This window comes from Paenarthrobacter sp. NPDC092416, assembly GCF_044755025.1.
Lineage (GTDB): Bacteria > Actinomycetota > Actinomycetes > Actinomycetales > Micrococcaceae > Arthrobacter.
Genome location: NZ_JBIVQG010000013.1, coordinates 1 through 26,167, shown reverse-complemented (window position 1 = coordinate 26,167; position 26,167 = coordinate 1). Strand labels below are relative to the sequence as shown.

Below are 26,167 nucleotides of genomic sequence, written 5' to 3'. Positions count from 1 at the left end.
ATTTGGAGGAGTACACCATGGCAGAGCACGACCATCATCACCATCATCCGTCACCGGTCGGTGAAGCGGACCGGGACGACTCGGCGGTCCCCTCACGCAAGGTGGAGGGGACAGGGCCAGCCGCCCATCAGCATCACGGCCATGTGCAGGGCCGCGAGGACCGCGACGATCATGCCGTGCACAGCCACGGCCAGCACGCCGGGCACAGCACGGCCATGTTCAAAGATAGGTTCTGGCTGACCCTGGCACTGTCGGTCCCGGTCGTCTATTTCAGCCCCATGTTCGGACACCTCCTCGGGTACATGCCGCCGGAATTCCCGGGCTCGGCCTGGATACCACCCGTCCTTGGAACGGTGATCTTCCTCTACGGAGGCATGCCCTTCCTCAAGGGCGGGCTGAATGAACTCAAGTCCCGGCAACCGGGCATGATGCTGCTGATAAGCATGGCCATCTCAGTCGCCTTCGCGGCTTCCTGGGCGACCAGCCTGCGGATCGGGAACTTCGATCTGGACTTCTGGTGGGAACTGGCACTGCTGGTAGCCATCATGCTGCTGGGTCACTGGATCGAAATGCGGGCCCTCGGCTCAGCCCAAGGCGCGTTGGACGCCCTGGCCGCGTTGTTGCCGGACGAAGCAGAACGCATCACCGACACCGGAGTGGAAACCGTCTCAGTCTCCGATCTCCGGACCGGGGATAAGGTCCTGGTCCGGTCCGGGGCGCGGATGCCCGCTGACGGGACCATCGCGGAGGGGCAGGCCGAGTTTGATGAATCCATGATCACCGGCGAATCCAAGACGGTGACCAGAAGCGTCGGGGATCCTGTCGTGGCAGGAACTGTGGCCACTGACAACACCGTCCGGGTAACCGTGACAGCGGTCGGGGATGACACCGCCCTGGCGGGAATTCAACGTCTGGTGGCCGAAGCCCAGGCCTCGTCCTCGAAGGCCCAGGCCCTCGCGGACCGGGCCGCTGCGTTCCTTTTCTACTTCGCCACCATCGCCGGTGTCATCACCTTCATCGCATGGACCTTGCTGGGTAGCCTGCCCGAAGCCGTGACCCGCATGGTCACGGTCTTGGTCATCGCCTGCCCTCACGCGCTGGGCCTGGCCATTCCGCTGGTGATAGCGATCTCCACTGAGCAAGCCGCCCGGGCCGGAGTGCTGATCAAGGACCGGATCGCACTGGAACGGATGCGCACCATCGACGTCGTGCTCTTCGACAAGACCGGCACCTTGACCAAAGGAGAACCTGAAGTCAGCAGCACGGCCACCTCCGACGGTGACGGCACCGATGACCTGCTGGCCCTGGCCGCAGCCGTCGAATCCGACAGCGAACACCCCGTGGCCCGGGCCATCGTCCGCGCAGCCCACCACAAGGGCCTGCAGCTGCCGAACGCCACCGGTTTCACCTCCATGACAGGGCGGGGAGTGCGCGCCACGATCGACGGCCGCACCGTCCAGGTCGGCGGTCCGGCACTGCTGCGCGAACTCAGGCTCACCGAACCCGAATCCCTGGCCGCCGCAACCCGGGAGTGGATGGGACGCGGCGCCGCCGTGCTCCATGTCATCGACGGTGACCGCATCCTGGGCGCCGTCAGCCTCGAAGACGCCATCCGACCCGAGTCCCGCCAGGCTGTGGCGGCCTTGCAAAGCAGGGGCGTTATGGTCGCCATGATCACCGGAGACGCCACCCAGGTAGCCACCGCGGTGGGAGCGGAGCTGAACATCGATGAGGTCTTCGCTGAAGTCCTTCCAGCGGACAAGGACAAGAAAGTCGCCGAACTGCAGGCCCGGGGCCTGAAGGTTGCCATGGTCGGTGACGGGGTCAACGACTCCCCCGCCCTGGCACGCGCCGAGGTCGGCATCGCCATCGGAGCCGGCACCGACGTGGCCATGGAATCGGCTGGGGTGATCCTGGCCGGCAACGACCCGCGGGCGGTGCTGTCCATGGTAGACCTGTCCAGGGCAAGCTACGCGAAAATGTGGCAGAACCTGGTGTGGGCCACCGGATACAACGTCATCGCCGTCCCGCTGGCTGCGGGCGTACTGGCCTTCGCCGGGATCGTGCTCTCCCCGGCTGCGGGCGCGGTGCTGATGTCAGTCTCTACAATCGTCGTCGCCCTGAACGCCCAACTGCTCCGGCGGGTGAAACTGAACCCGTCCCAGGTCCGTTGACCCAACAAGCACCGGCACCGCCGCTCTCAAACCATCCCGGTACAGCGGCGGTGCCGGCATGCTGAAACAATGAAAACCGTGCCCTGGTTCATGCCGTTGCGGGGAGCCGGAACGGCGACCGCTCTGCATCGCCTTGGCTGCCGCAAACCCCGAATTTTAGGGCTGATCTCGCCGGTTTCTTTGAGAGAGGAAGAATCCAACAGCGGCCATGGCCAGGATAACGGCCACGATCCCTGCGACGAGCGGAGCATTGGCATCATTTGGACCGATGCTCTCCGGTGCGGACGGCTGTGTTGAGTTGCTTGGCTGAGAAGAGGGTGTAGCCGCTGTTTGGGGTGGGGTTTCCTCGCCGAAGACCTCCTGCCGCCGGTCATCCGATGGCGTGAGCCCGAAGTTCAAGCTGACTTTGTCGTTGAGTGACCGCCGACCCTGAAGAACCGTGTCCTTCGGAGCTGCAGGTCCGGCAGTTGTCTGCTGTACCGTCGCGGTGACCTGCGGAGGATCGGCGCGGGCCGGGACCGCGGCCACAGTCGAGAAGCTCGCCGCAGCGGCGAGGACGAGACCCGGGAGACCCCATAGGGCTATGACGGACCTCTTGCGGGATGTGTTGTGCACATTTGCTCCAATAGTGGTGATGGTGTGGCGGCTGCCCGCCTGGCTGGGCGGGTCTAGTTCGCGGCGGCCGCTACGAGCCCGCGGAATTGTTCCTCTGTGTTGAAGGGGATCATTTGCCCGTTGAGGAAAAAGGTTGGAGTGTCGGTGACGCCAAAGGAGGTACCGTCTGCGATGTCTTCCTTGATCCGTTCCTTGGTCTTGTCAGCTGTCACGGAGTCGTCATAGGTTCTCAGGTCCAGGCCCAGGTCCTGGGCGAACGAACGGAACAGCTGGGCTTGTGAGTCTTGTTTGTTGCCCCATTGAGTCCCGGTTTCGAACAGTTTGATAGTCATCTGCTGATATTTCCCCTGCTGGGCTGCGGCTTCGGCGGCGAGAGCCGCCGCGGCTGAGTTACGATGCGCGGGAACCGGGAAGTATCGCTGCACGAAGGTGATTCGGTCCCCGTATTCATTCTTCAGTTCCTCGATAAGCGGCTGAGCGGCGCGGCAGGGGTCGCATTCAAAGTCCACGAACTCGACCAGTTGGGCTTTCTCTGTGGTCGGTAAGGTGGTGCGGTGGCTATCTTCCCGAACCAGTTGGGCGACGGCGGTGGGTTGGGCCGACGTCGTCGCTGGCTTATTGAGCGTGAAGACGCTGTACCAGACCAGACCAAGGCCGATGAGGACGGACAGCAAGACCCAGACGAAGACCCTTGTCTTCCTGGCAGTGTCTGCAAGCGGATGCGGGGTCCGCTGCGGCTGTTGTTTTCTTGTCATGGGGCGGGCTCGATCCGGTGGTGTTTTCTTAGGTTGGGGATGCGATTGTGCTCGGCGAGACGCTATGTCTCGGCCACCGCCGCGGCGACAAGGGATCTGAGGATGCTTTGGTCCGCCAGTCCCAGGATGCGTGCCGCGACTCGTCCTTTCTTGTCGATCACGAGAGTGGAAGGAACTGCCTGCGGGGGGACGTATTGGGTCATGGCCAGGAGGATGCCCCCGTCTTTGTCCTGCATGCTGGGGTAGGTGACACCAAAGGTTCGTTCAAAGGCGGCCGCTGCCGGTTCTTCATCGCGGACGTTGACACCATAGAACTGGACACCTTGGCCTTTGAACTGTTCCGCGATGGCTTCGAGCCTCGGGGCTTCGAGCCGGCAGGGGGCGCAGGCGGCATACCAGAAGTTCAGCACGATGATTTTGCCCTGCCAATCACTGGAGGTGATTGCCGTGCCGTCGTAGAGCTTGCCTTTCAGGACCACGGGGGCCTTCCGCTCGGCATCCACATATTCGGTGACAGACCCGTCCCCTGCGATGTAGTTTTTGTTGTCGCCCGCCTTGGCCTGTTCAGAAAGGGTGTCCCTGGCTCCACATCCTGTGAGAACCAGCGCTCCCAGCCCGGTCAAAGACGATGCGGTGATGAAACGCCGACGCGTGATACCCGGCTTCTGTGTACCGGCGCCGCCGGCTGAAAGTAGTCGTCCTACGAACTTAGACATTGCGATCCTTAGATAACGAAATTGTAACTTCTTGGTGTTTTGGTTAGGCTGGGTTTCGTCCATACCCGTCCGGGGTATGGGTTGGCCGTCTCGCCAAACCCCGTCGGCGGCCCAATGAGCATCCAGTTCCAGACGGGGGCGGAGGACCCAACAACGGTGCATGAGCACCTTGGGGTGAAGCCGGCCCTGCAGCTACCCATCCGGGAGCGGGGCTGGCCGGACAGTCCACTCGTCCGAATCCGACAGCTAACTTCGTCGGCGCCGAGAGGACCCCCACCTTGCCTTCCCAGCCCCAGCACGGCCGTCGCCGCGCCACGCCCAGTTCAGCACCCGTCAAGCGCCGTCGTGAAACGGCGTTTCTTCCCTCCCCTCTGCAGGACCGCGGCCATCGGTTCGGTGCTGCCGCCGCTGTCACCGGCCTGATTGCCATGAGTGTCCTATCAGCCGCCCAGGCTGATCCCGGGCGCGTCGGAACCGACCAGGCCCTTTCACCCGCAGTACCAGCTACCGTGTCCGCGCAGCCGGTGATCAATGCCGAAGCCGGCGCTTCCCTCACCTTTGACCGGCCGGTGGTGGGATCAAAGGCCGCACCGCCAGCCACTGTTGCGCCGCCTGTGGCAGCTGTCGCGCCCCAGAAGGCCAAGGCAGCAGTACAGGTCCCTTCCGCTCCGGCGGAGGCATCGACAGCGTTGAAGGCACCCATGGCTTCAATCAACGTCAGTTCACCGTTCGGCCTCAGAGTCAACCCCCTCACCGGGTCGACCGGGGAATGGCATACGGGGATTGACCTGACGGGGGCCTGCAGCACGCCGGTGTTCGCAGCTGGCGCCGGAACCGTCGTGGAAGCCGGTTGGAGCCAGTACGGAGGCGGGAACAGAATTGTCATCGACCACGGCAATGGTTTGAAAACCACGTACAACCATTTGGCCAGCATCGGTGTTGCCATGGGACAGGCCGTTGCATCGGGCGCCCAGATCGCGGGTGTGGGAACGACGGGTAACTCAACCGGCTGCCACCTGCACTTTGAGGTCATGGTCAATGACAAGACCGTGGATCCTGCCAGCTTCATCTGAGACGGACCTCTGCCGCGCAGGTGCTCACGCATCGTGGGTTCCCGGGCCGCGGGGGCCTTGCAGATGCTTCCGGTTCAGCACGTCGAGCTCGTCGTCGCTGAGCTCATCAAAGGAGCGGGCCTCCCTGCGGTCGCTGCGGGAGAACCTGACAAACATGAGGATGATCAGTGGCAGGTCCACGATCTCGGCGAGGAACCACAGCAGGTCCCCGGCGAGTTGTTGGTCCCGGAACGGGTCCGGGAGCCAGGATGGGTGGCCGGTAAGGGGCAATGTCGCGCCGTCCAGGATCTGAGGGCTGATGCGCATCAGCACCCCCGGCACGGCGTCGGCGACCAGTTCGATGAAGACGTAGATGAATTCCACCACGATCAGGGATGTGACGTCTTTCGTCGAGCCATCTTCAATGATCGGTACGGCCATCAGTAACCCCGCTGCGGGGACGAGGACCGTCAGTGCTGCATCCCACCACGGGTCCGTTCTCATCGCGTAGAACAGTGGGGTCAACAAGAGGGTGAACAGGGCAAGGCCCAGCAGGGCCGCGACGACCGTGTTGCTCAGTGCCTTGGTCACCCGGCTGCTCAGAACGCGGGCGAGCCGTTCCTGACCCTGTTTTCCCGAGGCTGCCCTGGCCAGCGTCAGGGGCTGGCCGGCTGCGATCAGCAGCGGGACGATGAACAGGTACGAGGTGATTCTCAGGGTGAAGGCCCAGCGAAGATCGTGGCTGTACACGCCCGTGAACCCGAAGCTGAGCACGGCGAAGCTGCCCAGGCCCAGGCCATAGAAGGTCGCTGCCCGCCACCATGGCCAGTGCACGCCCCGGCGCGCGGCTGCACGGATGCCCTGGCCGTAAAGGACGGCTGCTGTGGCGATGATGGCCGCTGCCGGCACATTCAACGTCCAGGATGACACGACGGCGTCCCAAGGAGGCATCGTCAGCGCTTTGCTTCTGTCCGCCCGGCCAGGAGCGCCCCGGCCAGGAACAGCAGACCCGCTGTGGGGTAACCGGCGTAGAGGTCCAGGGCCACGCTCGGTCCCTGCCCGGCCGGCGCCAGGTGCAGGATCCAATGCCAGATCGCGACCGCCGCCCCGGCGGCCATGATTACCTGTCCGATGCGCACCAGCCGGCGGTGCCTGCGGTGCCGTGTTTCGGGGTCGTCATTGTTGTTGGGTTTGGTGTTCATGGGGATTGCCCTTCAGTGGTTTCAGCCGTTGCTTCCGCCGGTGCACGCGGCTCCGGGTTCGGGGGCCTTCGGGGATTGGGCGTAGGCGCTGATGAACGTCGGGATCCGGGGATCGGCTGCTTCGGTCACACCCAGTTGAGCACCCCAGGCTGTCGCGGTGACCGGTTCGCTTTGGTTCGCGTCGGGGCTGAGCAGAACGTAGGGGTTTGCCTTGGCCAGGGCGGCCAGTTTGGTGATCTCATCCTCAGGCAGACCGGGCTTGTAGCTCAGCCATACGGCGCCGTGTTCCAGGGAGTGAACGGCCCGTTCTTTGGTGACAGGTTCGGTGTAGATGCCGCAGTTGACCCAGACGGGTGCGTGGTCGCCTCCGACACCAGGTTCCTGGGGGTAGGAGACAGGTGTTTGGACGTGGTTGCGGGAGAGTCCCGAGTAGGTCTGGGCACCGTCGATGGGTTTCTTGGCGGCCTCCATGGCCGCGTTCTTTTCCTGGACGGCGCCGGTGACTACCAACGCGACGGCGGTGATGATGACGGTCAGGAGAAGACCGAACCCGCCGTAGACCAGAATGTTCCATTTGCGTTGCTTGGCTTTTTGCTGTGCCCGGATTCCGGCGAGTAAGGCTTCGTGGTCGGCGCGGCGTTTGCTGGCGTTGCTCATGAGGGTTCTCCTGTATGTGGGAGGGGGCGTGAGGGGGGTCGGGCCTGGCCGGCGGCCAGCACGAAGGATCGTGGTCCAGGGCGCAGGATCAGGAACAAGAGGATCCCAGCGACAAGAAGCAGCCCGGAAACCCAGGTGTTCACGCGCAGGCCCAGGATGGTGTTGGCGGGGTCGGCGCGCATCAGTTCGAACACGAACCGGCCGCTGGTGTACAGGACGATGTAGGCGGCGAAGACCGCTCCGGCGCCGAGATGGTATTTGCGGTCCAGGAACATCAGCAGTGACGCGGCGGCAAGGCACCACAGCGATTCATAGAGGAATGTGGGCTGGAAGTAACCCAGGACTTCGGGGGTGCCCTCGGCTGTGGTCACGGCCTGGCCGGTGGCTTGGTTCATGGCGTGGACCTGCAGTTTCCACGGCAGGTCCGTGGGCCCGCCGTAGAGTTCGTTGTTGAACCAGTTGCCCCACCGGCCCAACCCTTGGGCGATCAGCAGGCCAGGGGCTGCCGCGTCAGCGAAGACCGCCAGGGTGATCCCGGTCCGCCGGGCACCGATAAGGGCACCGACCAGGCCGAGAGCGACCGCCCCCCAGATGCCCAGGCCGCCTTCCCAGATGCGCAGCGCACCCCACGGGTCCTTGCCGGGGGCGAAGTACAACTGGTTGTCCGTGATCACGTGGTACAGCCGGCCTCCGATGATCCCGAACGGGACGGCCCACATCACCACGTCCAGGGCCTGGGCTGTTGTGCCTCCCCGGGCGCGTAGTCGTCGAGCGGTCAGCCAGACGCCGACGATGATCCCGGCCAGGATGCACACGGCATAGAACCGGATGGTCAGCGGCCCGAGTTGAAAAGCGCTGACGGTGGGTGAAGGGATGAAGAAATCAGTGGTGGCGAGGGTTCTCACGGCGCCGCTCATTTCACGTAGGAGAAGAGGGCCATCATGCCCTGCTCGGCGTGGAAGGCGTTGTGGCAGTGGACCAGCCACTGGCCAGGGTTGTCGGCGTCGAAGAACACCGTCACGGTCTGTTTCGGGCGGACGATCACCGTGTCTTTACGGGCCCCGTCGGCCCCGACCTGAAACGTGTGCCCGTGCAGGTGCATCGGGTGCCACATGTCGGTGTCGTTGACGAAAGCCACCTGGACCCGTTCCCCGGCCTTGACGTCGAAGGCATGCTCGAACGGTTTGCTCATGTCGAAACGGTTCCCGTTGATCCCCCAGTCGTATTTGTCCATCCCTCCGGTGAGTTTGACCTCGTGGGCGCGGTCCGGGGTTTTTGCTTCCAGGGCGACGGCGGGATCGGCTTTGAGTTGTCCACCGTCCAGGACGGTTCCGTCCAGGCTGTCCGGTAGGACTGCCGGTAGGGGCTTTTTGCCTGTGCCGGTACCGATGAATCCGAGGGCTTTACCGGTTTTGCCTTCGGGCAGGGCAAGGATGGGGGTGAATCCTTCCCCGACGGTGATCAGGGCATCGATGCGTTCGCCCATGCCCAGCACGACGGCGTCCACGTCCTGATGCTGGACCGGGAACCCGTCGGTGTGGGTGAGGGTGATTTTTTGTTCTGGGACGCCGACCCGGTAAGCGGTGTCCCCGGCGGCGTTGATGATCCGTAACCGGACCACTTCCCCGGCTGCGGCTGTAAAGACTTCTGCGTCGTCGGGGGCCTTGGCGTTGAACAGGTGGAACGGGTAGCTGACATCACCTGCGTCGCCTCCCAGAAAATCGCTGCGTGAGCCCATGAGCATGTGTTTCATCCCCATGCCCATGGAGCTACCTGAGGGTCCCGGAGAGGAACCCATCGAGCTGTGGTCCATGCCGCCCATGGACATGCCCTGGGACAGTTCGGCCAATACGTCTTCGGGAGTGCCGGTGATGCCATCCATCCAGTCATCAAGGATCACCACCCAGTCCTTGTCGTAGATGAGCGGTTCGTCCGGGTCGTCCACGATCAAGGCCCCGTACAGGGCCCGTTCGCGCTGGAGTTCCACATGGGAGTGGTACCAGTAAGTGCCGGGGTGGGAGAGCCGGAAGTCGTAACTGAAGCTGCTCCCGGCGGCCACTGGGGATTGGGTGATGTGTTGGACTCCGTCCTGGTCGTTGCGCAGGGCCAGGCCGTGCCAGTGGATGGAGGTCTCCTCGGGCAGGTCGTTGGCCAGGTCCACGCTCAAGCGGTCCCCGGCCCGGGCACGGATGAGCGGACCCGCCAAGGCAGCGTTGAAGCCCCACGTCGTGAGTGTTTTGCCGGCCACCGCTGCGGTGAGTGAAGCGGCGGCCAGGTCCTGGTTCACGGTGCTGCCCGTGGCCGGGCGTCGGGATTCAGTGTCGGCGACCGCGGGGTCGGTGGGCGTGATGCGTTCCGGTCCCGTTGCTGCGGAGTCGGGTGGGGTGCAGGCGGCCAGCGCGGCGGCCGCGGCACCGGCGACCGACAGGGCCAGGAAGTGGCGTCTGTTCAGTTGGTTGTTCATGGAAAGTCCTTTGGTCCGCGGAGCAAAGCTCCGCAGCTATCAGATGGGGGTGAGGAAAGTTCCGGAGAGGTTTTGCAGCTGGTAGATCCACTGCACCCAGACGCCGGTGACCATGAGTACGCCAAGAACGATGAGCATGGATGCTCCGGCGATGTTCACGACCCGGATGTGCCGGCGTATCAGGGCCAGGGCGGAACTGACCCAGCCCAGGCCAAGGGCGGCCAACGCGAAGGGAATGCCAAGCCCGAGGCAGTAAGCGAAGGCCAGGAGCGCACCGCGTCCGGCGCTGCCGGTCGTGACGCTCAAGGACAGCACCGCGCTCAGGGTCGGCCCCATACAGGGAGTCCATCCGAGTCCGAACACGATGCCCAGCAGGGGTGCGCCGCCCAATCCGGTCCGGCGTGCGAGGTTGATTTTGCGGGTTTGCTGGAGCCACGGCACCAGCCCGAGCAAAGCCGCACCCATGATGATCACGACAACACCGAGTCCGCGCATCAGTTGGTCCTGCCAGCGCAGCAACCATGAACCGATCGCCCCGAACGCCGCCCCGTAGAGAGTGAACACCGCAGCGAAGCCCAGCACGAACAGCCCGACCCCGGCCAGGACCCTGCGCCGGTTACGTGGCTGGCCGGGGTCGGTGAGCCCGGATACATACCCGAGGTATCCCGGGACCAGGGGCAGGATGCACGGGGAGAGGAACGAGACCAGCCCGGCGGCCATCGCCATCGGAATGGCGATGAGCAGGGCACCGGAGGTCACGGTGGAGGCGAAGAAGCCACCAACGTCCATGGCTTTAGTCCGCGTCGGCGGGGCGGAAGGTGGTTCCGCCGTCAGTGGACACGGTCAGCCCGGTGGTGGTCGCCGCCCAGATCCAGGGGCTGCCCTCGGCACCCTCTGAAGCGGCGATGGCCTGGACCTCTCCGTCGATCTTCCCGGTCTTTTTCCACGTAGCGCCCGCGTCCGCGGAAATGTACACGGTCCCGTCCGGTGTGACGCCTACGGCTTCGGTGGTCCCTGCGAAGGCGGCGAACTGGATGATCGGCGCGGCGGGGTCCACAGCCCAGGTGTTCCCGGCGTCGGTCGAGCGTTGAAGGCCCTGCGGGGTGGTTGCCAGCACAGTATCGCTGTAGGGGTTACCGGCCAGGGCGGCCGGGGCGAAACCGGCAGTGGCTGTCTTCCAGCTCTTGCCGTCAGTGCTGGTTTGCAGTGTTCCGTCATAGGCGACGATTCCGGATTTGGTTGTTGCCAGGGCATGGAAGTCAGACTCTCCCTGCCGGGAGAGCTTCTCCCACGACTTGCCGCCGTCCGTGGACCGGATAAGCCCAAGGGGATTGGGTAACTCCGATCCCGGGCCAGGGTGACCGGACGCGTAGAACACGCCCTCATCCATGGCCGCGGTGAAACCCATAAGGTCGTTGGTGGGCCCGATCTTGACGGATTGGTTCTTGGAGACGTCAAACAGGCCATCGTGTGTTGCCAGCAGCACTTGACCGGTTTCGGAGTTGACGCTGAGGCCGTGGACGTGGGCGCTGGGCAGCCCCGTTCCTGGTCCTGTAGACAGGGAAACTGTCGGGGACGGCCCCGAAGAAGAGGCGTTTGATGAGCATGCCGAGATGCCCAGAGTGAGGACGATCGCGGCCGTGGTGATGGTCAGGGCCCGGGATTGGATGAAGGTCAGAGTAGGCATGGGGACTCCAGGAGAAGAGGTAAGGGAAAGAAAAGAAAGGGGGTGTCCGGCGCTGCTGTGAACGCGAGTGGCGCCGACGAGCCGTTAGAGACCGGCCAGCAGGTCTTTCATTTCCTGGATTTCCGTTTCCTGGGAGGTCACGATGCTCTGGGCCAGGGCGACGGCATCGGGGTTCTTGCCTGCGGCTGCTTCGGTTTTGGACATCGCCACCGCGCCTTGGTGGTGGGCGATCATCTGCGTCAGAAACAACTTCGCGGCTTCAACACCCTGGGCCTGTTCAAGCTTGGCCATGTCCTCGGCGCCCATCATGCCGCTCATCGTATGTCCCGCGGCCATGGTCGCGGACTCGTTCCAGTTCTGAAGCCAGGTCGTCATCTTTTCGATCTCCGGGGCCTGGGCTGCCTTGATCTTCTCCGCCAGGGCCGTCACGGAGGCGGGGATGTTCTGCTTGGCGAGAATCATGTCACTCATCTCCACCGCCTGGGTGTGGTGAACGATCATGGACTGGGCAAACATGGTGTCATCGCCGCTGTGGTCACCGACCAGGGCAGCGGAACTCGAGGACATGCCGGAGCTGCCGTGGTTCATGCCGGGCATGCTCCCGCCGCCAGCGGAACAGCCGGCAAGAACCAGGGCTGCGGCGATGGTGGCTGCGGAAATGGTCACAAACTTTTTCATGGGAATCAGGGTCCTTCAATAGACATAGGAGTGCACGGGGCACCGTAAGAAAGGGCACCGCCGCAGTGGCCCGCATAGGGCCGCAACGATGCATTCATTTAAGGGCTGGCGCGGTGATGGCCGCACGACAGTCCTTCCTATGTCCGGCTGATTCCCAGGTCTCCCGGTGAAGGGCTCGAAGAACGATACAACTGCCCCGCCGTCTGGTCCGGGGCGGTTTCCGTCCGGTACGCCAGGGTCACCGAACCGGGCACCGGTGCGTCGAAGGACGTGTTGCCGGGGGCAGGGACGCACTCCTGGTCCATGGCCGCCATGATCGGACACGGGGCCGGGTCCAGGCAGGACGAGGCTCCCGGCACGGGGGACGTTGATTCTTCCCCGACCGTTTGTCCGTCCACAGGTCCGCTCATCACATGAGCGCCGTGCAGTGTCCCGGCCTGGGATCCGCCGGCAGCCATGGGCATGTCATGGGAACCGGAGAGGATATGCATGCCAAAAATTCCGGCGATGATCGCCAGCATCCCGGCAACCATGCCGACCCTGCGCAGGAACGCCGTGGTGTTGCGAGTCAGAGCTGTGACCATGGTGTTCCTCCTTCCGTCAGGGTTGGCGTCATCTCGGGTTCTTTGTGTCTGCTTAAGGGTACCGGCTGTGTCCGGCAGGACGGTCCGCAGCCTGTTTAACGAAGCGGCGCCGGATTCAGTTGCACCAGCCCGGGTTGGTGATCAGCGGGTGCCGTGCCGGCCACCTCTGCCGCTCACGTGCGAGGGTTCTTTTGATTCACATGGGGTTCCTTCGATGGCCCGTTTGGGCGGGGGCGCCAAGCACGAAAACGGCGCCGAACGAAATCAGTGCGGCGAGGATCGGCACCCCTGTCACCAGTTCCGCTGACCACTGGACACCTTTGACAGCGTTCGTTGCCAGAAGCTGACCTGGCCAGACCAGCAATGGCAGCGCCGAGGCGACGACGAGCTCCTGCCCGCGCATCGGAAGGTGGAAACGACGCAGGACGAGAAGCAACACATCGACCGCTGCCGCCGCTGCCACCGCCGCGTAAACGGTGCCCAGGGTGCGGAAATCGACCAGAATCGTGGCCATCAGGGCCAGGAAGCCAACAACACCTGTCACCGTCCCCGGCACCGCCGCCCGGGAGCGAACAAGGAACACCAAAGGGACAACCATGACGAGCGAGGTAAGCAAATAACTTGCCACTCCAGCCGAGGCCAGGGCTTCTGCAACATTGTGCTCGTCCGTGCCTTCAGGCGCGTGACCGACGCCAATGGTGGCGTAGTCGGTAATGAACCCCGAAAGGAAGCTCAGGGCGAACGCGGCGATCCCGGCGATGCCCACAACGCCCAATGTCGGCGCCAGGAGGTTCGCGGGCGACCGTCGGTCAACCCGAAGCCCGAACGAACGGACGGGCCCTGAAAGCAGAAGGGAAGCCCCGGCAAACATCAAAAGATGAGTAGGACTCAGCAGCGCGTCGATTCCCGATTCCACACCAAATATCTGGTGCCAAACCATGTCCCCGACGCCGCCTGCCAGAAACAGGCCCGCCCCCACAACGGCAGGCCCATAGCCGGCTGGTATCCTCCCGGCACGCTCAACCCGATGGCGTCTGGCCGTGGTGCGGCTGATAACGGCCAACCATGCCACGAGCAGCAGAAGTCCGCCATAAAGGAAGCCGTGCCAGGGAGTAAAGAAGGAGTCCGGCAGGCCCAAAATGTGGGCGCGGCCATCGAAATACACGGCCGTGACGATGACAAGGCCGAGGACCGCCGCCACCAGGTCTTCGGCAGCGGTGCTGGCCAGGGCGCCGCGTTGGATGCCGTTACCGGTCCCATAGCCCGGTTGCTGCGCATTTTTTCCGTTGTTCAACGTCATGCCCGGCCCCCTTGGCTTAGCGGCAAGGCCTGCCCGGGGTTCGTTGCGACCTGGACTGAGCGCCAGGACAACGGTTCTGCGCCCGGAAGGCGCGGCCTTTGCGGCGGGTAGGTCATGGGTTTAAGGCCGGCTACGACACCCTCGGGCAAGGTGTGGTTCCAGCACCTTGGGTGGCGGCAGATCGATTGCTTCACGGCATGCGCTTTGTTTGAGGGGGTGGTGTGGCTCTTCGTGAAGTCCACAACCTTTGGGTAACCAGGTATCCAGTCCGTCCCCGAGCGTTCGGTTCCTAATTGAAGCGGCATCTAAGTCCTTTCCTCGTAGCTGTCCTGTTGCTGCACGAGGCCCTTTTCAAGCAGTTGGGTGAGGGCGTTACGGTATGCCTCGGCCTGCAAGTCAGCGAGGCCGTCCCAGTTGTAGCCGGCGGCAAATGCCCGGCCGTGGTCAGAAGCCTCTGCTAGTCCTGCCTGTAGGTATCTGCGTGAGATCTCCTCGGCGAGGGCCGCGACGTCGAACGCGTCAACGAGCCAGCCGGCACCGTCCGGGATGATTTCTCGGAGGCAAGGGATATTGAAGGCAATCACCGGCGTGCCAGCGGCGAGTGCTTCGATTGCTACCAAGCCGAAAGTCTCATGCCGGGATGGCATGACCACCAGCCGGGCATGGCTGAGGGCTTGGAACTTCTTGTCTCCGGACAGCCATCCGAGCAGACGTACCCGATTCGAAAGACCTGCGTCGTGGATGGCTGCGCGCAGTCTGGCCTCATCCGGACCCGTGCCCGCGATGAGAAGGTTGCCGTCGATGCGGTCACAGCATTGCACCCAAGCTTCCAGGAGGAGGTCCAGACCTTTGTGGCCGTATTCCAGACGTCCTATGAAAAGGACGTCCTGCCCGAGCCGGGGTTCCGGCGTCCACGCCCCGGGATCGACACCGTTTCCGATCACGTCCACATGGAGGCCCGGGTTCAGTGCCTCCAAGCGGTCGGCGATTCCTGCAGAAACGGCGATCAGGCGGCGATGCTTCCGTACACCCAGGCGCTCTATCCACTGCAATGGCACCTTGTACTGCCGCGCCTTTTCTGCGGCGTGAAGCCATTGGACAATCCCGATGGTGGGCCTTTGAGTCCAGAGCGGTGCGGCCATGGTTGAAAATGGGGCAAAGAAGTCCTCCACCACCAAGTCAGTCGTTGTCCGGCGGTTTCGTGCTTCGATGGGCACGCGCACGACGTATCCCAGCAGTCGGGTCAGCCGGTTCCTGCCCATACCAAAGCCGATGGGCACGTAAAGCACACCGTCTTGGATCCGTTCCCGCCAACCAGGATACCGGGTAGTCAGCACCGTCACTTGGAAGCCAGCACTCACGAGCCGGCGGTTGATTTCATGGGTCCTGACGGATCCTCCACCTGCACCGGGCATTACTGGATCCTCAAAGCCCAGATGCAGGACTCTCATTGCAACCACGCTGTTCCCGCAGTCCTTGGAGGCGCTCCTACGTTGGTAGCAGCCGCTCCTGGAGGATCGGCGGCATCAGCGAAGCACGTGGTGGTCTCCCTGCTGGTGGAGCCACCGGGGGTCCATAGCCGACGTTTCGGGGCGGAGAGCCCGGAAGAATAACGCCTGTTCAGCTCGATGTGCATGCGCGGTCCTTTGGACGGCGGGTCGGGTTCCCGCGGAGGTCAATATTCGGGGCGAGTTAAGTTCCGGAAAGGTTCAGGAGCTGATGAGCCCACGGCGCCCTCACATCGGCGGCCACGCGGACGCCGAGGAGGACGCGCATGGACGCTCCCGCGATGCATGACCATCCTGTGACAGGAACCGACACCGCCGAGGGTTTACCCCGGAGGCGGAATAGCCACCAAGGTCCATGGGTCAGTCCCCTTGACGAGCTGGTCCCCACACCGCCTCAACAAGGTCGCTAGTTCCTTGCTGCTTCGCTCTGGGACTCATCGCCGACCATTTCAAATCCGAAGGAAGGCAGGCCTCGGAGCAAATCCATCCGTGCCTGGGGTGTCATGGCAGCGGTCGGGTTACTGGTGCCAGCGTCGAAGGCAGCGCTATTGTGCTGCGTGCCAGGCTGCTGTGTTTCTTCCGGCAAATGTTGATCTCGGGTCATGGTTTGTCCTGCGGCTGTGGCAACCGTGGAAACGTTTAGAGGCTTTTTCATGGAATCGGGGTCCTTCAAGACATGGGGGCGCATTCGCGCAGGTGGCGACGACATCGCTGTTAGGCACGAGTGGGCCTGTGCGGTGCATCGAGGTAAGAGCAGGTTGGTGCGGAAATGAAGTCGGCGCGTCAGTGCTGCCTATGTCCTGCTGATGCCCAAGGTGCCCGGCGATGGGCTTAGCGTTGAAGGTGAGTGGCAGAACCGGATCCCGCCAATGGTGTCCATGCGGGAGGCCAGCAATGCTGCCCCGGGGCCAGGGGCCTCGAAGGATGCGCTAACTGGCGCCGGGATACACTCTTGCGCTGTCGCGGACATGGTCGGGCAAGTGACCGGGTCCAAGCAGGGAGACAGGACGTTGGAGAAAAAAGCTGTCGGCTCAGCCGCTGCCGCGGGCAGTTGCCCGAGGGTCCCTTCCACCACTCCGCCCACGTGCCCGTCCAGCTGCGCCGCCGCTACCGGTGAAGGGGCGGTCGCGTGCATGCCGTGTGCTCCGGAGAGGATGTGCATGCCGAGGATCCCGGCGATGAGGGCCATCATGCAGGTAAGGACCCCCGCCAGCCGCAGGAACACCAGCAGACGCCGGCCAATCTCAGCAGCCACGGTGTTCCTCCTTCCGGTGGGCTATGCCTCAACGAGGGTGATTCTTGGTTTAAGGGTACCGGGCTGTGTGCAGTACTCCAGCTCCGCAGCTTTCCCAACGAAGCAGAGGGGCCCGACGTTCCCTGAACGAAGCAACACAGCCTGCAAGGGTTCCTTGGTGAAGTCACTCCGGTGATCCACCTTTGGTAGCGGCGTGCTGCACGGCAAGAGTTGGATCCGGCTCCGTTGTTCCGACGGACAACCGAAAGACGGATGGGTGGACCTTACGTCCCTCGATAACTGAAGACCGGATTGGCCTGGCTTTGGGGTTCCTTGACAGTGCCCCGCGCAACTTCATGCGGTCCCCTTCGACTTAGCCCGTTCGAGGTTTAGTGTGGGCTCACGGCCGGGCGGCCCGGCCGCTTCGTGATCCAACGTCAGGAGAAGACCCCATGACACACCACATCAGCGCGATGATGGATTCCCACCCAAGAACGTCAGAGACTGTGGACAAAGAGAAACTGGCCGAATGTATTGCCGCCTGTTCCGAATGCGCCCAGATATGTACGGCCTGCGCTGACGCGTGCCTGGGTGAGGACATGGTCGGCGATCTGGTCGCCTGCATCCGCACGGACCTCGATTGCGCCGACATCTGCGCCGTGACCGGCACCATCCTCAGTCGTCAAACCGCCACCAACACCGACATTGTCAGGGCAATACTTGAAGCCTGCCGGACCGCGTGCGGCCTCTGCGCCAGGGACTGTGAACAGCACGCTGAGATGCACGAACATTGCAGGATCTGCGCCGAAGCATGCCGTCGTTGCGAAGCCGCCTGCGCCGCTCTCCTTACAACCCTCGCATAACCAAAAGGCGCATCCCGGACGAGGAAATATCCAGGAAGCTTTCTGCAACAAGGATTAGTGGGCGGACCGCTGTGTTTCCGGTCGTAGTCCGGTCATGATGATCCCGACGAGCCGCAGCGCGGCGCCGGAGGTGAGGCCGGCGGCCGCGCCCAAGGCATGAAGACAATAGCCAGCCAGCTCGTCGGAGGCAATATCGCCGCGGACAACGCCTGCGGAAGCGCCCTCGGCCAGCAGCTCGGCCAAGAAAGCGTTCAAGTGCTCTTCGGCATGTCCAACGTAACTGCGGTAATGCAGCCGAGCTGCATCCTTTCCGCTAGGCCTGGACTGCGCCATGAGTGCATATCCTTGCAGAACCTCCTCCAGTGTCCGCAACGGATCCCCGGCCGTGTCGTCCCTGATCTGCGACAGATGAGCCAGATGATAGCCGATCTGGCGTTCGTGCCACGCGTCCAGAACTGCCTCAACATCAGGAAAGTACTTATACAGCGTTGCCCGTCCGATACCGGCGTCCTGGGCTATCTGGGACATCGTCACCGAAAGCAACCCGCGATGGACCACCAGATCAGCGACGGCATCTAGAATGGCTGTCCGCACCGCACCGCGATGCTCCTCGATTGTCTCGTTCCACAACTTCGGCATGACCCCGATCATACGCTCCGTCATCTCTTAGACAGAATGGCACATACAAGACATACTGTCTCGTAAAGAGATGGCAGGATGGCCAACTGACAGGAGCGCCATGAGTGAAAGCACCGGACAGACCGGAGAAGCCAAGCACCAGGACGGGGATACGTTCACCGGCCCGCCCCGATGGGTCAAGATCTCGGCTATCGCTGCCGGCGTCCTGGTCTTGATAGTCGTTGCCGTGATGCTCCTCAGCGGTGGAGAGCACGGGCCGGGACGGCACGGAGTCGGAATAGGAAGCCCGGAGACCAGCACCAACATGACGGCAACCGGTTCAGCGGCCGGGCACACTCCGGCCGTCAGCTCACGGATAGATCACTGATGGTTCTTAGCTCCGCGGCCAGGAAGTTTCTATTGACCCTGCACGTCACGTGCTCTCTGGGATGGGTTGGGGCAGTCGCGGTTTTCGTTGTCCTCGACATTGCGAGCCTCACCGGGGCCAACCCCGAGCTGGGGCGCCTGTTGTGGGTGGGCCTGCAAGCTACCGTCTGGTCGTTGCTCATCCCGTTGGCCTTGGCGTCCCTGCTGACCGGAACGGTCCTGGCTCTTGGCACCCGGTGGGGACTCTTCCGCCACTACTGGGTTCTCCTGAAGCTTGTACTAACCCTCGTCGCAACGGTCGTCCTGGTTTTGTACACCGAAACCATCGAGCCGCTGGCGGAAATCGCGCAAGACCCCGTTATGGCCGGTACGCAAATGCCTTCCCCGCTGCTGCACACAGGCGGAGCACTCGTGGTGCTTTTGCTGGCGACCATCCTGGCCATCTATAAACCCAGAGGCATGACCCGGTACGGGCAAAAACAGCGCCGGTCAAGGCTCCAACAGGTGCCCTGACCGGCGTTGAAGGCATTAAGGATGCGGCCAGGACAGCAATCGCCCCCGCCCGGGGGCAATGGTCCATAGCGCAGGCATGCTGATAGCCGGTGACTTACTGCCTCCAAGGCGTTGAGTCACCGGCCTTCGGTGGTTTATTTTCCTGCGCGTACGAAGGTGACCGCGCCCTTGGCCGTCATCCACGTCAGGGGGTGGACAGCCGTTTCGTTCTTACCGTTCAGGCCTGAGCTGAGGACCTGACCGTTCCCGACATAAATTCCCACGTGGCCGGGTTGCATCACCATGTCACCGGGCTGGGGGTCGGTGACTACGGTGCCGTAATTCATGAACTGCATCGGGCCAAGGTCCCCGACGGGGATTCCGGCGGCGTTCAGGGCGTTTTCCACCAGTCGCGTACAGTCCTGGATCATGCCGATTTGGGCGTAGGCGGAGGAAACCATCGTGGCGTTGACTCCGCCTGCTGCCGGGGCAGCAGCAGGAGCAGGGGTGACGGTGATCTGGGCCTTGGCCGGTGCAGCCGCCTTCGCGGGGGCCGGCGCCGTCGGAGCAGTCGCCTTTGGGACCTTGGCAGCGACAGGCTTCGGTGTTTCCAAGACGGGGGCCGGCGTCGTCACAACGACAGGGCGCTCGAAAGCGACCTGGACAGTGGCATCTGCGCTCAGCGGCGCCTGTACCTGACTGGCGATCTCCAGCCTGGAAGTCGGCGTTGCCTCGCGTTGTTCCGGAGCGTCTGCGGCCTGGGCGGCAATCCCGCTGGTCAAGACGAGGCCGGACGCAGCTGCGAGGACAGCCGCCTGGCGACCTACACCGCTGGCGTTGCCGACGGCGGATCTGGACAAGACCGCGAGGGCATTGGTCTTTGCGGTAACCGCGCGGCGGCGGCCGTGAGCTTTGCGAACGGGCATGGAAGGGCCTCTCCCACTGCCTGCGAGGTTAGCTGTCGGATTCGGATGGGAGACACCCGGCCGTGCTGATGCACGGCTTCACCCCAAGGCTTGCTGAAGGCAGGCCGTCGTTGGTTTCCCCGTCTCTGCCGGACGAAGTTGCGAACGGATCCCTGGCAGCGGCAGAGTTAGGCAATCTGCTCCGGGAGTGCCGCATTCGGAGAAACCGGCACATCGATGACCTTACGTCACACCACCCGGAACTGTCACATTTACATAACGGCCCGTCGTGAGTGTGTCACGGGGGCATCTTCATATGCCGATCTACGCCTCACAACAGGGAATGATCGACGTTCCCAAAGAGCCGACGGGGTCCCGTCACGCCGGAGGGTCTTGCCGTGTGGCGGCAAGGAGGCCTACACTCCGTCCCAAGGGTTACCAAGGTGAAGTCAGTCAGGTGATCCACCCTTTGGTCGGAGCGTCGCGCGGTCTCGGGTTGGATCCGGTCCCGTTGTTCCGGAATGACTGCCCCTGGATGTGGGGCGCCCGTTGCGTTGATCGATAGTTGAAGATCTTGTTTTGGCCTGGCTGGGGAGCGGCAAACCGGGACCGGGCGTCAAGCGCGGAACCGCATTCGCTATTGGCGCGCCACCCCAGGAGTATCCGATGCCCGGTCTTCGAGTCGAACGACGGCAGCCATTCGCCGGCAGGTTGTTGATGCCTTTGGTGATCGTCATGGTGGCCGCGTTGCTGCCGTTCATGGCCCCTGCAGCGCACGCGGCAGGACCGTGTGACCCGGTCGTGAACCCCGTGGTCTGCGAGAATTCCAAACCCGGCAGCCCTCCGTCGGAGTGGGACATCAGCGGCCCCGGGGATGACAGCATCCAGGGCTTTTCGACGGACATCAGCGTCAACGCCGGGCAGCCCATCCGCTTCAAGATCGACACCAACGCCCCCAGTTACACCATCGCCATCTACCGGACGGGCTGGTATGGAGGCAACGGTGCCCGCAAGATCGCCGATGTGGTTCCGTCTGCCTTTCGCCAGAACCAGCCAAGCTGCCTCAACGACGTGGCGACAGGACTTTATGACTGCGCCACGTGGGCGGTATCGGCCACGTGGCAGGTCCCGGCAACTGCCGTGTCGGGTGTCTACATCGCCCTGTTGACCCGCCCGGATACCGGCGCGCAAAGCCATATCACCTTCATTGTCCGCAAGGACGGCAACACCTCCGCGGTGCTGTTCCAAACGTCCGACCAGACCTGGCAGGCTTACAACTCCTACGGCGGATCCGATCTGTACCAGGGCGTGAACGGGCGGGCGTATAAAGTCAGCTACAACCGGCCCATGGCCACCAGGGGCGGCCCCGGCGGCAGGGACTTCTATTTCTCCAACGAATACCCCATGGTCCGTTTCCTGGAGCAGAACGGCTACGACGTCAGCTACATCAGCGGCCTGGACGCCGACCGCAGCGGTGCACAGCTGCTGAGCCACAAAGTGTTCCTCTCCGTGGGCCACGACGAATACTGGTCAGGCCCGCAACGGACCAATGTCACCGCCGCCCGGGATGCAGGAGTGAACCTGCAATTCCTCTCCGGCAACGAGATGTACTGGCGTACCCGCTTCGAAGCATCCACCGTCGACGGCACGGCCGGCAGGACCATGACCTGCTACAAAGAAACCTGGGCGAACGAAAAAATCGACCCCACCACCCAATGGACCGGCACTTGGCGGGACCCCCGCTTCGCGTCCCAGGCCAACGGCGGCGGACTCCCCGAAAACGCCCTCACCGGTACCTTGTACCAGTCCAACTTCTCCGACCTTCCTGTCACCGTTTCCGCCGAGGAAGGCAAGACGCGCCTGTGGCGCAACACGACCCTTGCGTCATTGGCTGCCGGGTCCTCAGCAGCGTTGGCGCCGCACACCGTGGGGTATGAATCGAACGAGGACCTGGACAATGGCTTCCGGCCTGCCGGCCTGATCCGGCTCTCCACGTCCACCGGGGCCGTCCCGCAATACCTCCAGGACTACGGCAACACCGTGGCCCCGGGAACGACCACCCACCACGTAACCCTGTACCGGGCCGCCAGCGGGGCTCTGGTCTTTTCCGCCGGCAGCGTCCAATGGACCTGGGGCCTGGACGCCGTCCACGACGGCGAGGGCGCCCCGGCTGACACGCGCATGCGCCAGGCCCAAATCAATCTCCTCGCCGATATGGGAGCCCAACCCGCAACGCTGGCCGCCGGGCTGGCCGCGGCCACCCCCAGCAGCGACCGCACCGGCCCCACCGCGGCCATCACCTCCCCAGCCAACGGCACCACCGTGGCCCACGGCACGTCCGTGACCGTCACCGGCACCGCAGCTGACACCGGCGGCGTCGTGGCCGGCGTCGAAGTTTCCACCGACGGCGGAACCACGTGGCACCCGGCCCAAGGGAAACAGAACTGGACCTACACCTACATCCAGAAAGGGCTGGCCACCGCCACCATCCAGGTCCGGGCGATTGACGACAGCGCCAACATCGGCGCCGTCACCACCCGCAACCTGACCCTGAGCGGCCCCTACAGCGTCTTTGGCCAAAGCGTTCCCTCCGTACCGGACTCCGGGGACAGCGGCGCCTACGAAATGGGGCTGCGCTTCACCCCCTCCGTGGACGGGTTCGTCACCGGTGTCCGCTTCTACAAGAGCACCGCAAACTCCGGCACCCACACCGGCTCGTTGTGGAGCTCCACCGGGGAACGTCTGGCGACAGCCACCTTCACCAATGAGACCGCGTCCGGCTGGCAGACCGTCCTGTTCAGCCAGGCGGTACCGGTGACAGCAGGCCAGAAGTACACCGTGTCGTACTGGGCTCCCAACGGCCGGTACTCAATCCAGAACTTCCAGTGGGCAAGCTTCGGTTCCAACGATGCACCACTGAAAATCGCCGGCGGGTTCGGGGCCGAACCCGCCGGTGTCTACAGCACCTCCCAGGGATTCCCAACAGCCAGCTACAACGGTGGCAACTACTTTGCCGACGCGCTGTTCAGCACCGTGGACACTTCGCCCCTGACCGTCTCCGGGCAATCACCTTTCCCGTCGTCCTCGAGCATTTCAGTCAATACCAAGGTCAGCGCGGTCTTCTCCAAACCCGTCACAGCCTCCACCGTCAAAGTCACCCTGCAGTCCGCGTCGGGTCCGGTAGCAGGGACCACGGCGTACGACGCCGCCACACGGCGGGCGACATTCACGCCGTCGAACGCCCTGGCGTTCAGCACCCAATACACCGCCACCCTCGCCGGAACCGATGCGATCGGCGGGCAGGTAAGCGCCGGCGGCACATGGTCCTTCACGACAGGGGCGACCGTGCCGGTTCCCGGGGCCTGCCCTTGCAGTCTCTTCGACGACTCAATGACACCGGGAATAGCCGAAATCCGGGACGGCGTGCCGCTGACCCTGGGGGTCCGGTTCACGAGTGTCTCCGCCGGTCAGGTGACAGGCATGCGCTTCTACAAGTCAGCGGGGAACACCGGTACCCACACCGGGTCCCTCTACACCGCCGCGGGACAGCAACTGGCCACCCTGACCTTCACCAACGAATCCACCTCCGGGTGGCAGACGGCGATGTTCAGCCAGCCGGTCCAGATGGCAGCGAACACCGAATACATCGTCTCCTACAAGTCCCCCACCGGCGCCTATTCCGCGACGGCGAATGGTTTTGGTTCGGGGCTCAGCGTAGGTCCGCTGCGGGCAGGATCGGATGCCGGGGCCTACGCCTACAGCGGCGACTTCCCCGGCTCACGCTCCACCGCCAGCTACCTCGTCGACGTCATCGTCACCATCCCGGCGCAAGCGTTCACGCTCAGCTCCCAGACTCCGCTGCCAGGTGCGTCCAGTGTCCCGTTGGGCACCGCCGTCAGCGCGGTCCTGTCCGAAGCAGCCAACAGCGTGAACCTGGTCCTGAAAAACTCCGCGGGGACCGTCATCGCTGGCTCGTCCAGCTATGACTCGCAAACCCGCAAAGTCACGTTCACCCCAACCACTGCCCTGGCTGCGGGCACCTCCTACACGGCCACGGTGAGCGCCACCGCCGTCTCGGGCCAACCACTCACCGGCCCCGCTTGGTCCTTCACCACGGTCCCTGCACCAAGAACGCCCGGTGTGTGCCCGTGCACCCTGTACCAGGACACGGTGACACCCACGACGCCCGACGCCAATGACGGGGTCTCCTTGTCCCTCGGTGTCCGGTTTGCCAGTGACACGGCAGGCCAGGTCACCGGTGTTCGCTTCTATAAGGCGGCCGGGAACACGGGAACCCACACCGGTTCGCTCTACACCGCCGCAGGACAGCTGTTGGCCACGGTCACCTTCACCAATGAATCCAGCTCAGGCTGGCAGACCGCAACGTTCAGCCAGCCAGTGAGCATCCAGGCCGACACGGAGTATGTAGCGGCGTACAAGGCTCCAACCGGCAAGTACTCCTACACCGCCGGCGGATTCGGTCCGGGCTTCACCAACGGCCCCTTGCGCACTGTCACCGATTCTGGAGCCTTCGCCTACAACAGCGACTTCCCCAATTCCTCGTCCACGGCCAGCTATCTGGTGGATCTGGTCTTCGCTACGGTTACCCCGCCACTGACGGTCTCCGAACAAGTACCGGCACCCGGTGCCACGGGCATTCCGACGGATGTGAAACCCTCCATCACGTTCTCCTCCGGCATCAATCCTGGTTCGTCCTTCACCCTGACTGCGAACGGGGCATCCGTCGCCGGCACGGCCGCCCTCTCAGCGGACAGCAGGACCGTGACGTTCACCCCGGCCGCGGCACTGCCCAACAGCACGGCAATATCGGCCAGCGTGTCCAACGTCGTCTCCCAACAAGGTCAGGCGTTCCCCACCACCAACTGGCAATTCACCACCGCTGCCGCCAGTGTCCAGGTATCCACGATCTTCGGGTCCCTGACGCCGCAAACGGCCTCAGCATCCGACACCCTCTCCGTGGAGCTGGGAACTGCCTTCACCGTTTCCCAAGCCGGGAACGTCACAGGCATCCGCTTCTACAAAGGGGCCGGGAACACCGGAACCCATGTGGGATCACTCTGGAACTCGGCAGGCACACGCCTGGCCCAAGTGACCTTCACCAACGAAACGGCCACGGGCTGGCAAACCGCTACCTTGTCCGCTCCGGTGGCCCTGGTAACAGGCCAAACCTACATGGTGTCCTACAGGGCACCGAACGGCCGCTACTCCTCCACCCCCGGCTTCTTCAACCAGACCTACACGAGCGGAGTATTCACAGCCTCCGGACCAAACAACGGGCGGTACCGGTACGGCACCGGCGGGGTCATGCCAGCCAACTCATGGAACGCCACGAACTACTTCGTGGACGTCGTGTACTCCACGACCGCCGCGTCCCAACAACAGGCTGCACCGGCACCCTCTCCGACAGCTACACCTACACCGACGGCCTCGGCGACGGCAACCGCGACGCCATCGCCCAGCCCGTCACCGAGCCCTTCACCGTCCGGCAGCGGGATCTGCCAGCTCCTGGGACTCTGCTGACGTCCGGCCCTCGGGACGGGCCGGACGTCAGCAGACCATACCGGGTGCCCAAAGCGTGCTCGATGAACACAGATTTGGCGCTGCTCACAGACGCCCCGTTTCGGTCTCAACTGGGACGATGGAGGCCTCGGGTGCCAGCGGGACACATGCCAGCGATGTCCAGCGCTATTCATGGAGTCGTTTGACGTAATCAGCCATTCCCGGCACGGTGAACGCCACAACACCCAGCGCAGGGGCATAGATGATGCCCTTGTCGATCAACGCTGCGCGCGTCATAGTCATGGAGCTTTGCTTCTTCTGCGCCCGTTGGGCAAGAGCCGCCGTGGCGGATCCGTCATCGCCATCGATAGCCATCAGGCGCAGGAAGTCCTTCTCTGCCTTCGATGCGCGTTTCCAGCGTGAGGGGAAGAATCCCTGGTCCAGCTGCGCGCGGCCGATTTCCACCGCGATTTTGGCATCTTCGAAAGTTACTGTCTTCTCAGGGGCTGTTTCCCAGGCCGCGTATCCGTATTCCTGCAGAAAGTATGGGTACGCCCCCGATGCGCTCAGGAGGAGGTCTCTGGCCTCGGGTACGAATGACGCCCCATAGCGTTGAGCCGGGGCGACCAAGGCCGCCTCGGCGGCCTCCCTCGACAGTGCCCCGATGCTGCGGTAATTGAAGATCCTCTCTGCGTAGGAGCGCGCTTCACTCAGTACCGAGGGCAAGTTGGGCAGTCCCGCCCCGGCAATGTAGAA

Annotated in this window: 24 protein-coding genes, 1 pseudogene and 2 riboswitches; of the genes and pseudogenes, 6 read left to right on the top strand and 19 right to left on the bottom strand. The window is 63.6% G+C overall.

Translation table 11 applies throughout. From position 1 onward, the window contains the following. The first annotated feature begins 17 nt into the window (after window positions 1–17). Complete coding sequence (locus tag ACIQC5_RS19745; protein WP_400286309.1) at window positions 18–2,174, top strand: copper-translocating P-type ATPase; 2,157 nt, start codon at window positions 18–20, stop codon at window positions 2,172–2,174. 156 nt (window positions 2,175–2,330) lie between these two features. Here the strand turns inward: ACIQC5_RS19745 and ACIQC5_RS19740 are convergent, their stop codons facing one another. The 3 genes from ACIQC5_RS19740 to ACIQC5_RS19730 form a co-directional block, all read right to left on the bottom strand. Continuing rightward, window positions 2,331–2,789: a hypothetical protein gene (locus ACIQC5_RS19740; protein WP_400286306.1), complete on the bottom strand. Its 459-nt coding sequence runs from the start codon at window positions 2,787–2,789 to the stop codon at window positions 2,331–2,333. A gap of 53 nt (window positions 2,790–2,842) precedes the next feature. Then, window positions 2,843–3,544: a DsbA family protein gene (locus tag ACIQC5_RS19735; RefSeq protein WP_400286303.1), complete on the bottom strand. Its 702-nt coding sequence runs from the start codon at window positions 3,542–3,544 to the stop codon at window positions 2,843–2,845. A gap of 62 nt (window positions 3,545–3,606) precedes the next feature. Next, entirely contained in the window at window positions 3,607–4,260 is a 654-nt protein-coding gene (locus tag ACIQC5_RS19730) for a TlpA family protein disulfide reductase (RefSeq protein ID WP_400286301.1), read from the bottom strand. 109 nt (window positions 4,261–4,369) lie between these two features. Beyond that, a riboswitch (cyclic di-AMP (ydaO/yuaA leader) is annotated at window positions 4,370–4,533 on the top strand. A 5-nt stretch (window positions 4,534–4,538) separates the two neighbouring features. Here ACIQC5_RS19730 and ACIQC5_RS19725 point away from each other — a divergent pair. Further along, window positions 4,539–5,333: a M23 family metallopeptidase gene (locus ACIQC5_RS19725; protein ID WP_400286298.1), complete on the top strand. Its 795-nt coding sequence runs from the start codon at window positions 4,539–4,541 to the stop codon at window positions 5,331–5,333. A 24-nt stretch (window positions 5,334–5,357) separates the two neighbouring features. Here the strand turns inward: ACIQC5_RS19725 and ACIQC5_RS19720 are convergent, their stop codons facing one another. The 13 genes from ACIQC5_RS19720 to ACIQC5_RS19660 form a co-directional block, all read right to left on the bottom strand. Then, on the bottom strand, window positions 5,358–6,242 hold the full coding sequence (locus tag ACIQC5_RS19720) for a cytochrome c oxidase assembly protein (RefSeq protein ID WP_400286296.1): 885 nt from the start codon (window positions 6,240–6,242) through the stop codon (window positions 5,358–5,360). 23 nt (window positions 6,243–6,265) lie between these two features. Further along, window positions 6,266–6,514 (bottom strand): hypothetical protein, encoded by a 249-nt coding sequence (locus ACIQC5_RS19715; RefSeq protein WP_400286294.1) that lies wholly within the window; start codon window positions 6,512–6,514, stop codon window positions 6,266–6,268. A gap of 21 nt (window positions 6,515–6,535) precedes the next feature. After that, entirely contained in the window at window positions 6,536–7,171 is a 636-nt protein-coding gene (locus ACIQC5_RS19710; RefSeq protein ID WP_400286291.1) for a DUF3105 domain-containing protein, read from the bottom strand. Further along, window positions 7,168–8,076 (bottom strand): prolipoprotein diacylglyceryl transferase, encoded by a 909-nt coding sequence (gene lgt, locus ACIQC5_RS19705; RefSeq protein ID WP_400286288.1) that lies wholly within the window; start codon window positions 8,074–8,076, stop codon window positions 7,168–7,170. The genes ACIQC5_RS19710 and lgt overlap by 4 nt, the downstream gene beginning before the upstream one ends. Before the next feature lie 8 nt (window positions 8,077–8,084). Then, the gene (locus ACIQC5_RS19700; protein ID WP_400286286.1) at window positions 8,085–9,635 is read right to left on the bottom strand and encodes a multicopper oxidase family protein; all 1,551 of its coding nucleotides are present in this window, start codon (window positions 9,633–9,635) and stop codon (window positions 8,085–8,087) included. A 39-nt stretch (window positions 9,636–9,674) separates the two neighbouring features. Next, window positions 9,675–10,424, bottom strand: coding sequence for a cytochrome c biogenesis CcdA family protein (locus tag ACIQC5_RS19695; protein WP_400286283.1), 750 nt, complete (start codon window positions 10,422–10,424; stop codon window positions 9,675–9,677). A gap of 4 nt (window positions 10,425–10,428) precedes the next feature. Next, a complete protein-coding gene (locus ACIQC5_RS19690; RefSeq protein WP_400286281.1) occupies window positions 10,429–11,322 on the bottom strand; it encodes a F510_1955 family glycosylhydrolase in 894 nt (297 codons plus the stop codon). 84 nt (window positions 11,323–11,406) lie between these two features. Beyond that, complete coding sequence (locus ACIQC5_RS19685; RefSeq protein WP_400286278.1) at window positions 11,407–12,000, bottom strand: DUF305 domain-containing protein; 594 nt, start codon at window positions 11,998–12,000, stop codon at window positions 11,407–11,409. A 137-nt stretch (window positions 12,001–12,137) separates the two neighbouring features. Continuing rightward, on the bottom strand, window positions 12,138–12,584 hold the full coding sequence (locus ACIQC5_RS19680) for a hypothetical protein (RefSeq protein ID WP_400286276.1): 447 nt from the start codon (window positions 12,582–12,584) through the stop codon (window positions 12,138–12,140). A 196-nt stretch (window positions 12,585–12,780) separates the two neighbouring features. Continuing rightward, a complete protein-coding gene (locus ACIQC5_RS19675; RefSeq protein WP_400286273.1) occupies window positions 12,781–13,884 on the bottom strand; it encodes a hypothetical protein in 1,104 nt (367 codons plus the stop codon). A gap of 305 nt (window positions 13,885–14,189) precedes the next feature. Then, the gene (locus ACIQC5_RS19670; RefSeq protein WP_400286270.1) at window positions 14,190–15,335 is read right to left on the bottom strand and encodes a glycosyltransferase family 4 protein; all 1,146 of its coding nucleotides are present in this window, start codon (window positions 15,333–15,335) and stop codon (window positions 14,190–14,192) included. Window positions 15,336–15,798: 463 nt separating this feature from the next. Further along, window positions 15,799–16,047: a hypothetical protein gene (locus ACIQC5_RS19665; protein WP_400286267.1), complete on the bottom strand. Its 249-nt coding sequence runs from the start codon at window positions 16,045–16,047 to the stop codon at window positions 15,799–15,801. Window positions 16,048–16,185: 138 nt separating this feature from the next. After that, window positions 16,186–16,647, bottom strand: a complete 462-nt coding sequence (locus ACIQC5_RS19660) for a hypothetical protein (protein WP_400286264.1) — start codon at window positions 16,645–16,647, stop codon at window positions 16,186–16,188. 431 nt (window positions 16,648–17,078) lie between these two features. Between ACIQC5_RS19660 and ACIQC5_RS19655 the strand changes: the two genes are divergently transcribed. Further along, the gene (locus tag ACIQC5_RS19655) at window positions 17,079–17,489 is read left to right on the top strand and encodes a four-helix bundle copper-binding protein (protein ID WP_400286262.1); all 411 of its coding nucleotides are present in this window, start codon (window positions 17,079–17,081) and stop codon (window positions 17,487–17,489) included. 54 nt (window positions 17,490–17,543) lie between these two features. Here ACIQC5_RS19655 and ACIQC5_RS19650 read toward each other — a convergent pair whose 3' ends face one another. Further along, window positions 17,544–18,128 carry a TetR/AcrR family transcriptional regulator gene (locus tag ACIQC5_RS19650; protein ID WP_400286259.1) on the bottom strand — a complete coding sequence of 195 codons (585 nt, stop codon included), beginning with the start codon at window positions 18,126–18,128 and terminating at the stop codon, window positions 17,544–17,546. 100 nt (window positions 18,129–18,228) lie between these two features. On the opposite strand from ACIQC5_RS19650, the gene ACIQC5_RS19645 reads away from it, so the two are divergent. Further along, complete coding sequence (locus ACIQC5_RS19645) at window positions 18,229–18,495, top strand: hypothetical protein (protein ID WP_400286257.1); 267 nt, start codon at window positions 18,229–18,231, stop codon at window positions 18,493–18,495. Window positions 18,496–18,527: 32 nt separating this feature from the next. Next, the gene (locus ACIQC5_RS19640; RefSeq protein ID WP_400286254.1) at window positions 18,528–19,007 is read left to right on the top strand and encodes a DUF2269 domain-containing protein; all 480 of its coding nucleotides are present in this window, start codon (window positions 18,528–18,530) and stop codon (window positions 19,005–19,007) included. A 134-nt stretch (window positions 19,008–19,141) separates the two neighbouring features. Here the strand turns inward: ACIQC5_RS19640 and ACIQC5_RS19635 are convergent, their stop codons facing one another. Beyond that, complete coding sequence (locus ACIQC5_RS19635) at window positions 19,142–19,912, bottom strand: NlpC/P60 family protein (protein ID WP_400286252.1); 771 nt, start codon at window positions 19,910–19,912, stop codon at window positions 19,142–19,144. 3 nt (window positions 19,913–19,915) lie between these two features. After that, a riboswitch (cyclic di-AMP (ydaO/yuaA leader) is annotated at window positions 19,916–20,096 on the bottom strand. A gap of 461 nt (window positions 20,097–20,557) precedes the next feature. Between ACIQC5_RS19635 and ACIQC5_RS19630 the strand changes: the two genes are divergently transcribed. After that, complete coding sequence (locus tag ACIQC5_RS19630) at window positions 20,558–25,432, top strand: DUF4082 domain-containing protein (protein ID WP_400286249.1); 4,875 nt, start codon at window positions 20,558–20,560, stop codon at window positions 25,430–25,432. Window positions 25,433–25,597: 165 nt separating this feature from the next. Here the strand turns inward: ACIQC5_RS19630 and ACIQC5_RS19625 are convergent. Continuing rightward, window positions 25,598–26,167: pseudogene (locus ACIQC5_RS19625) on the bottom strand (ATP-binding protein); the annotation flags it as partial.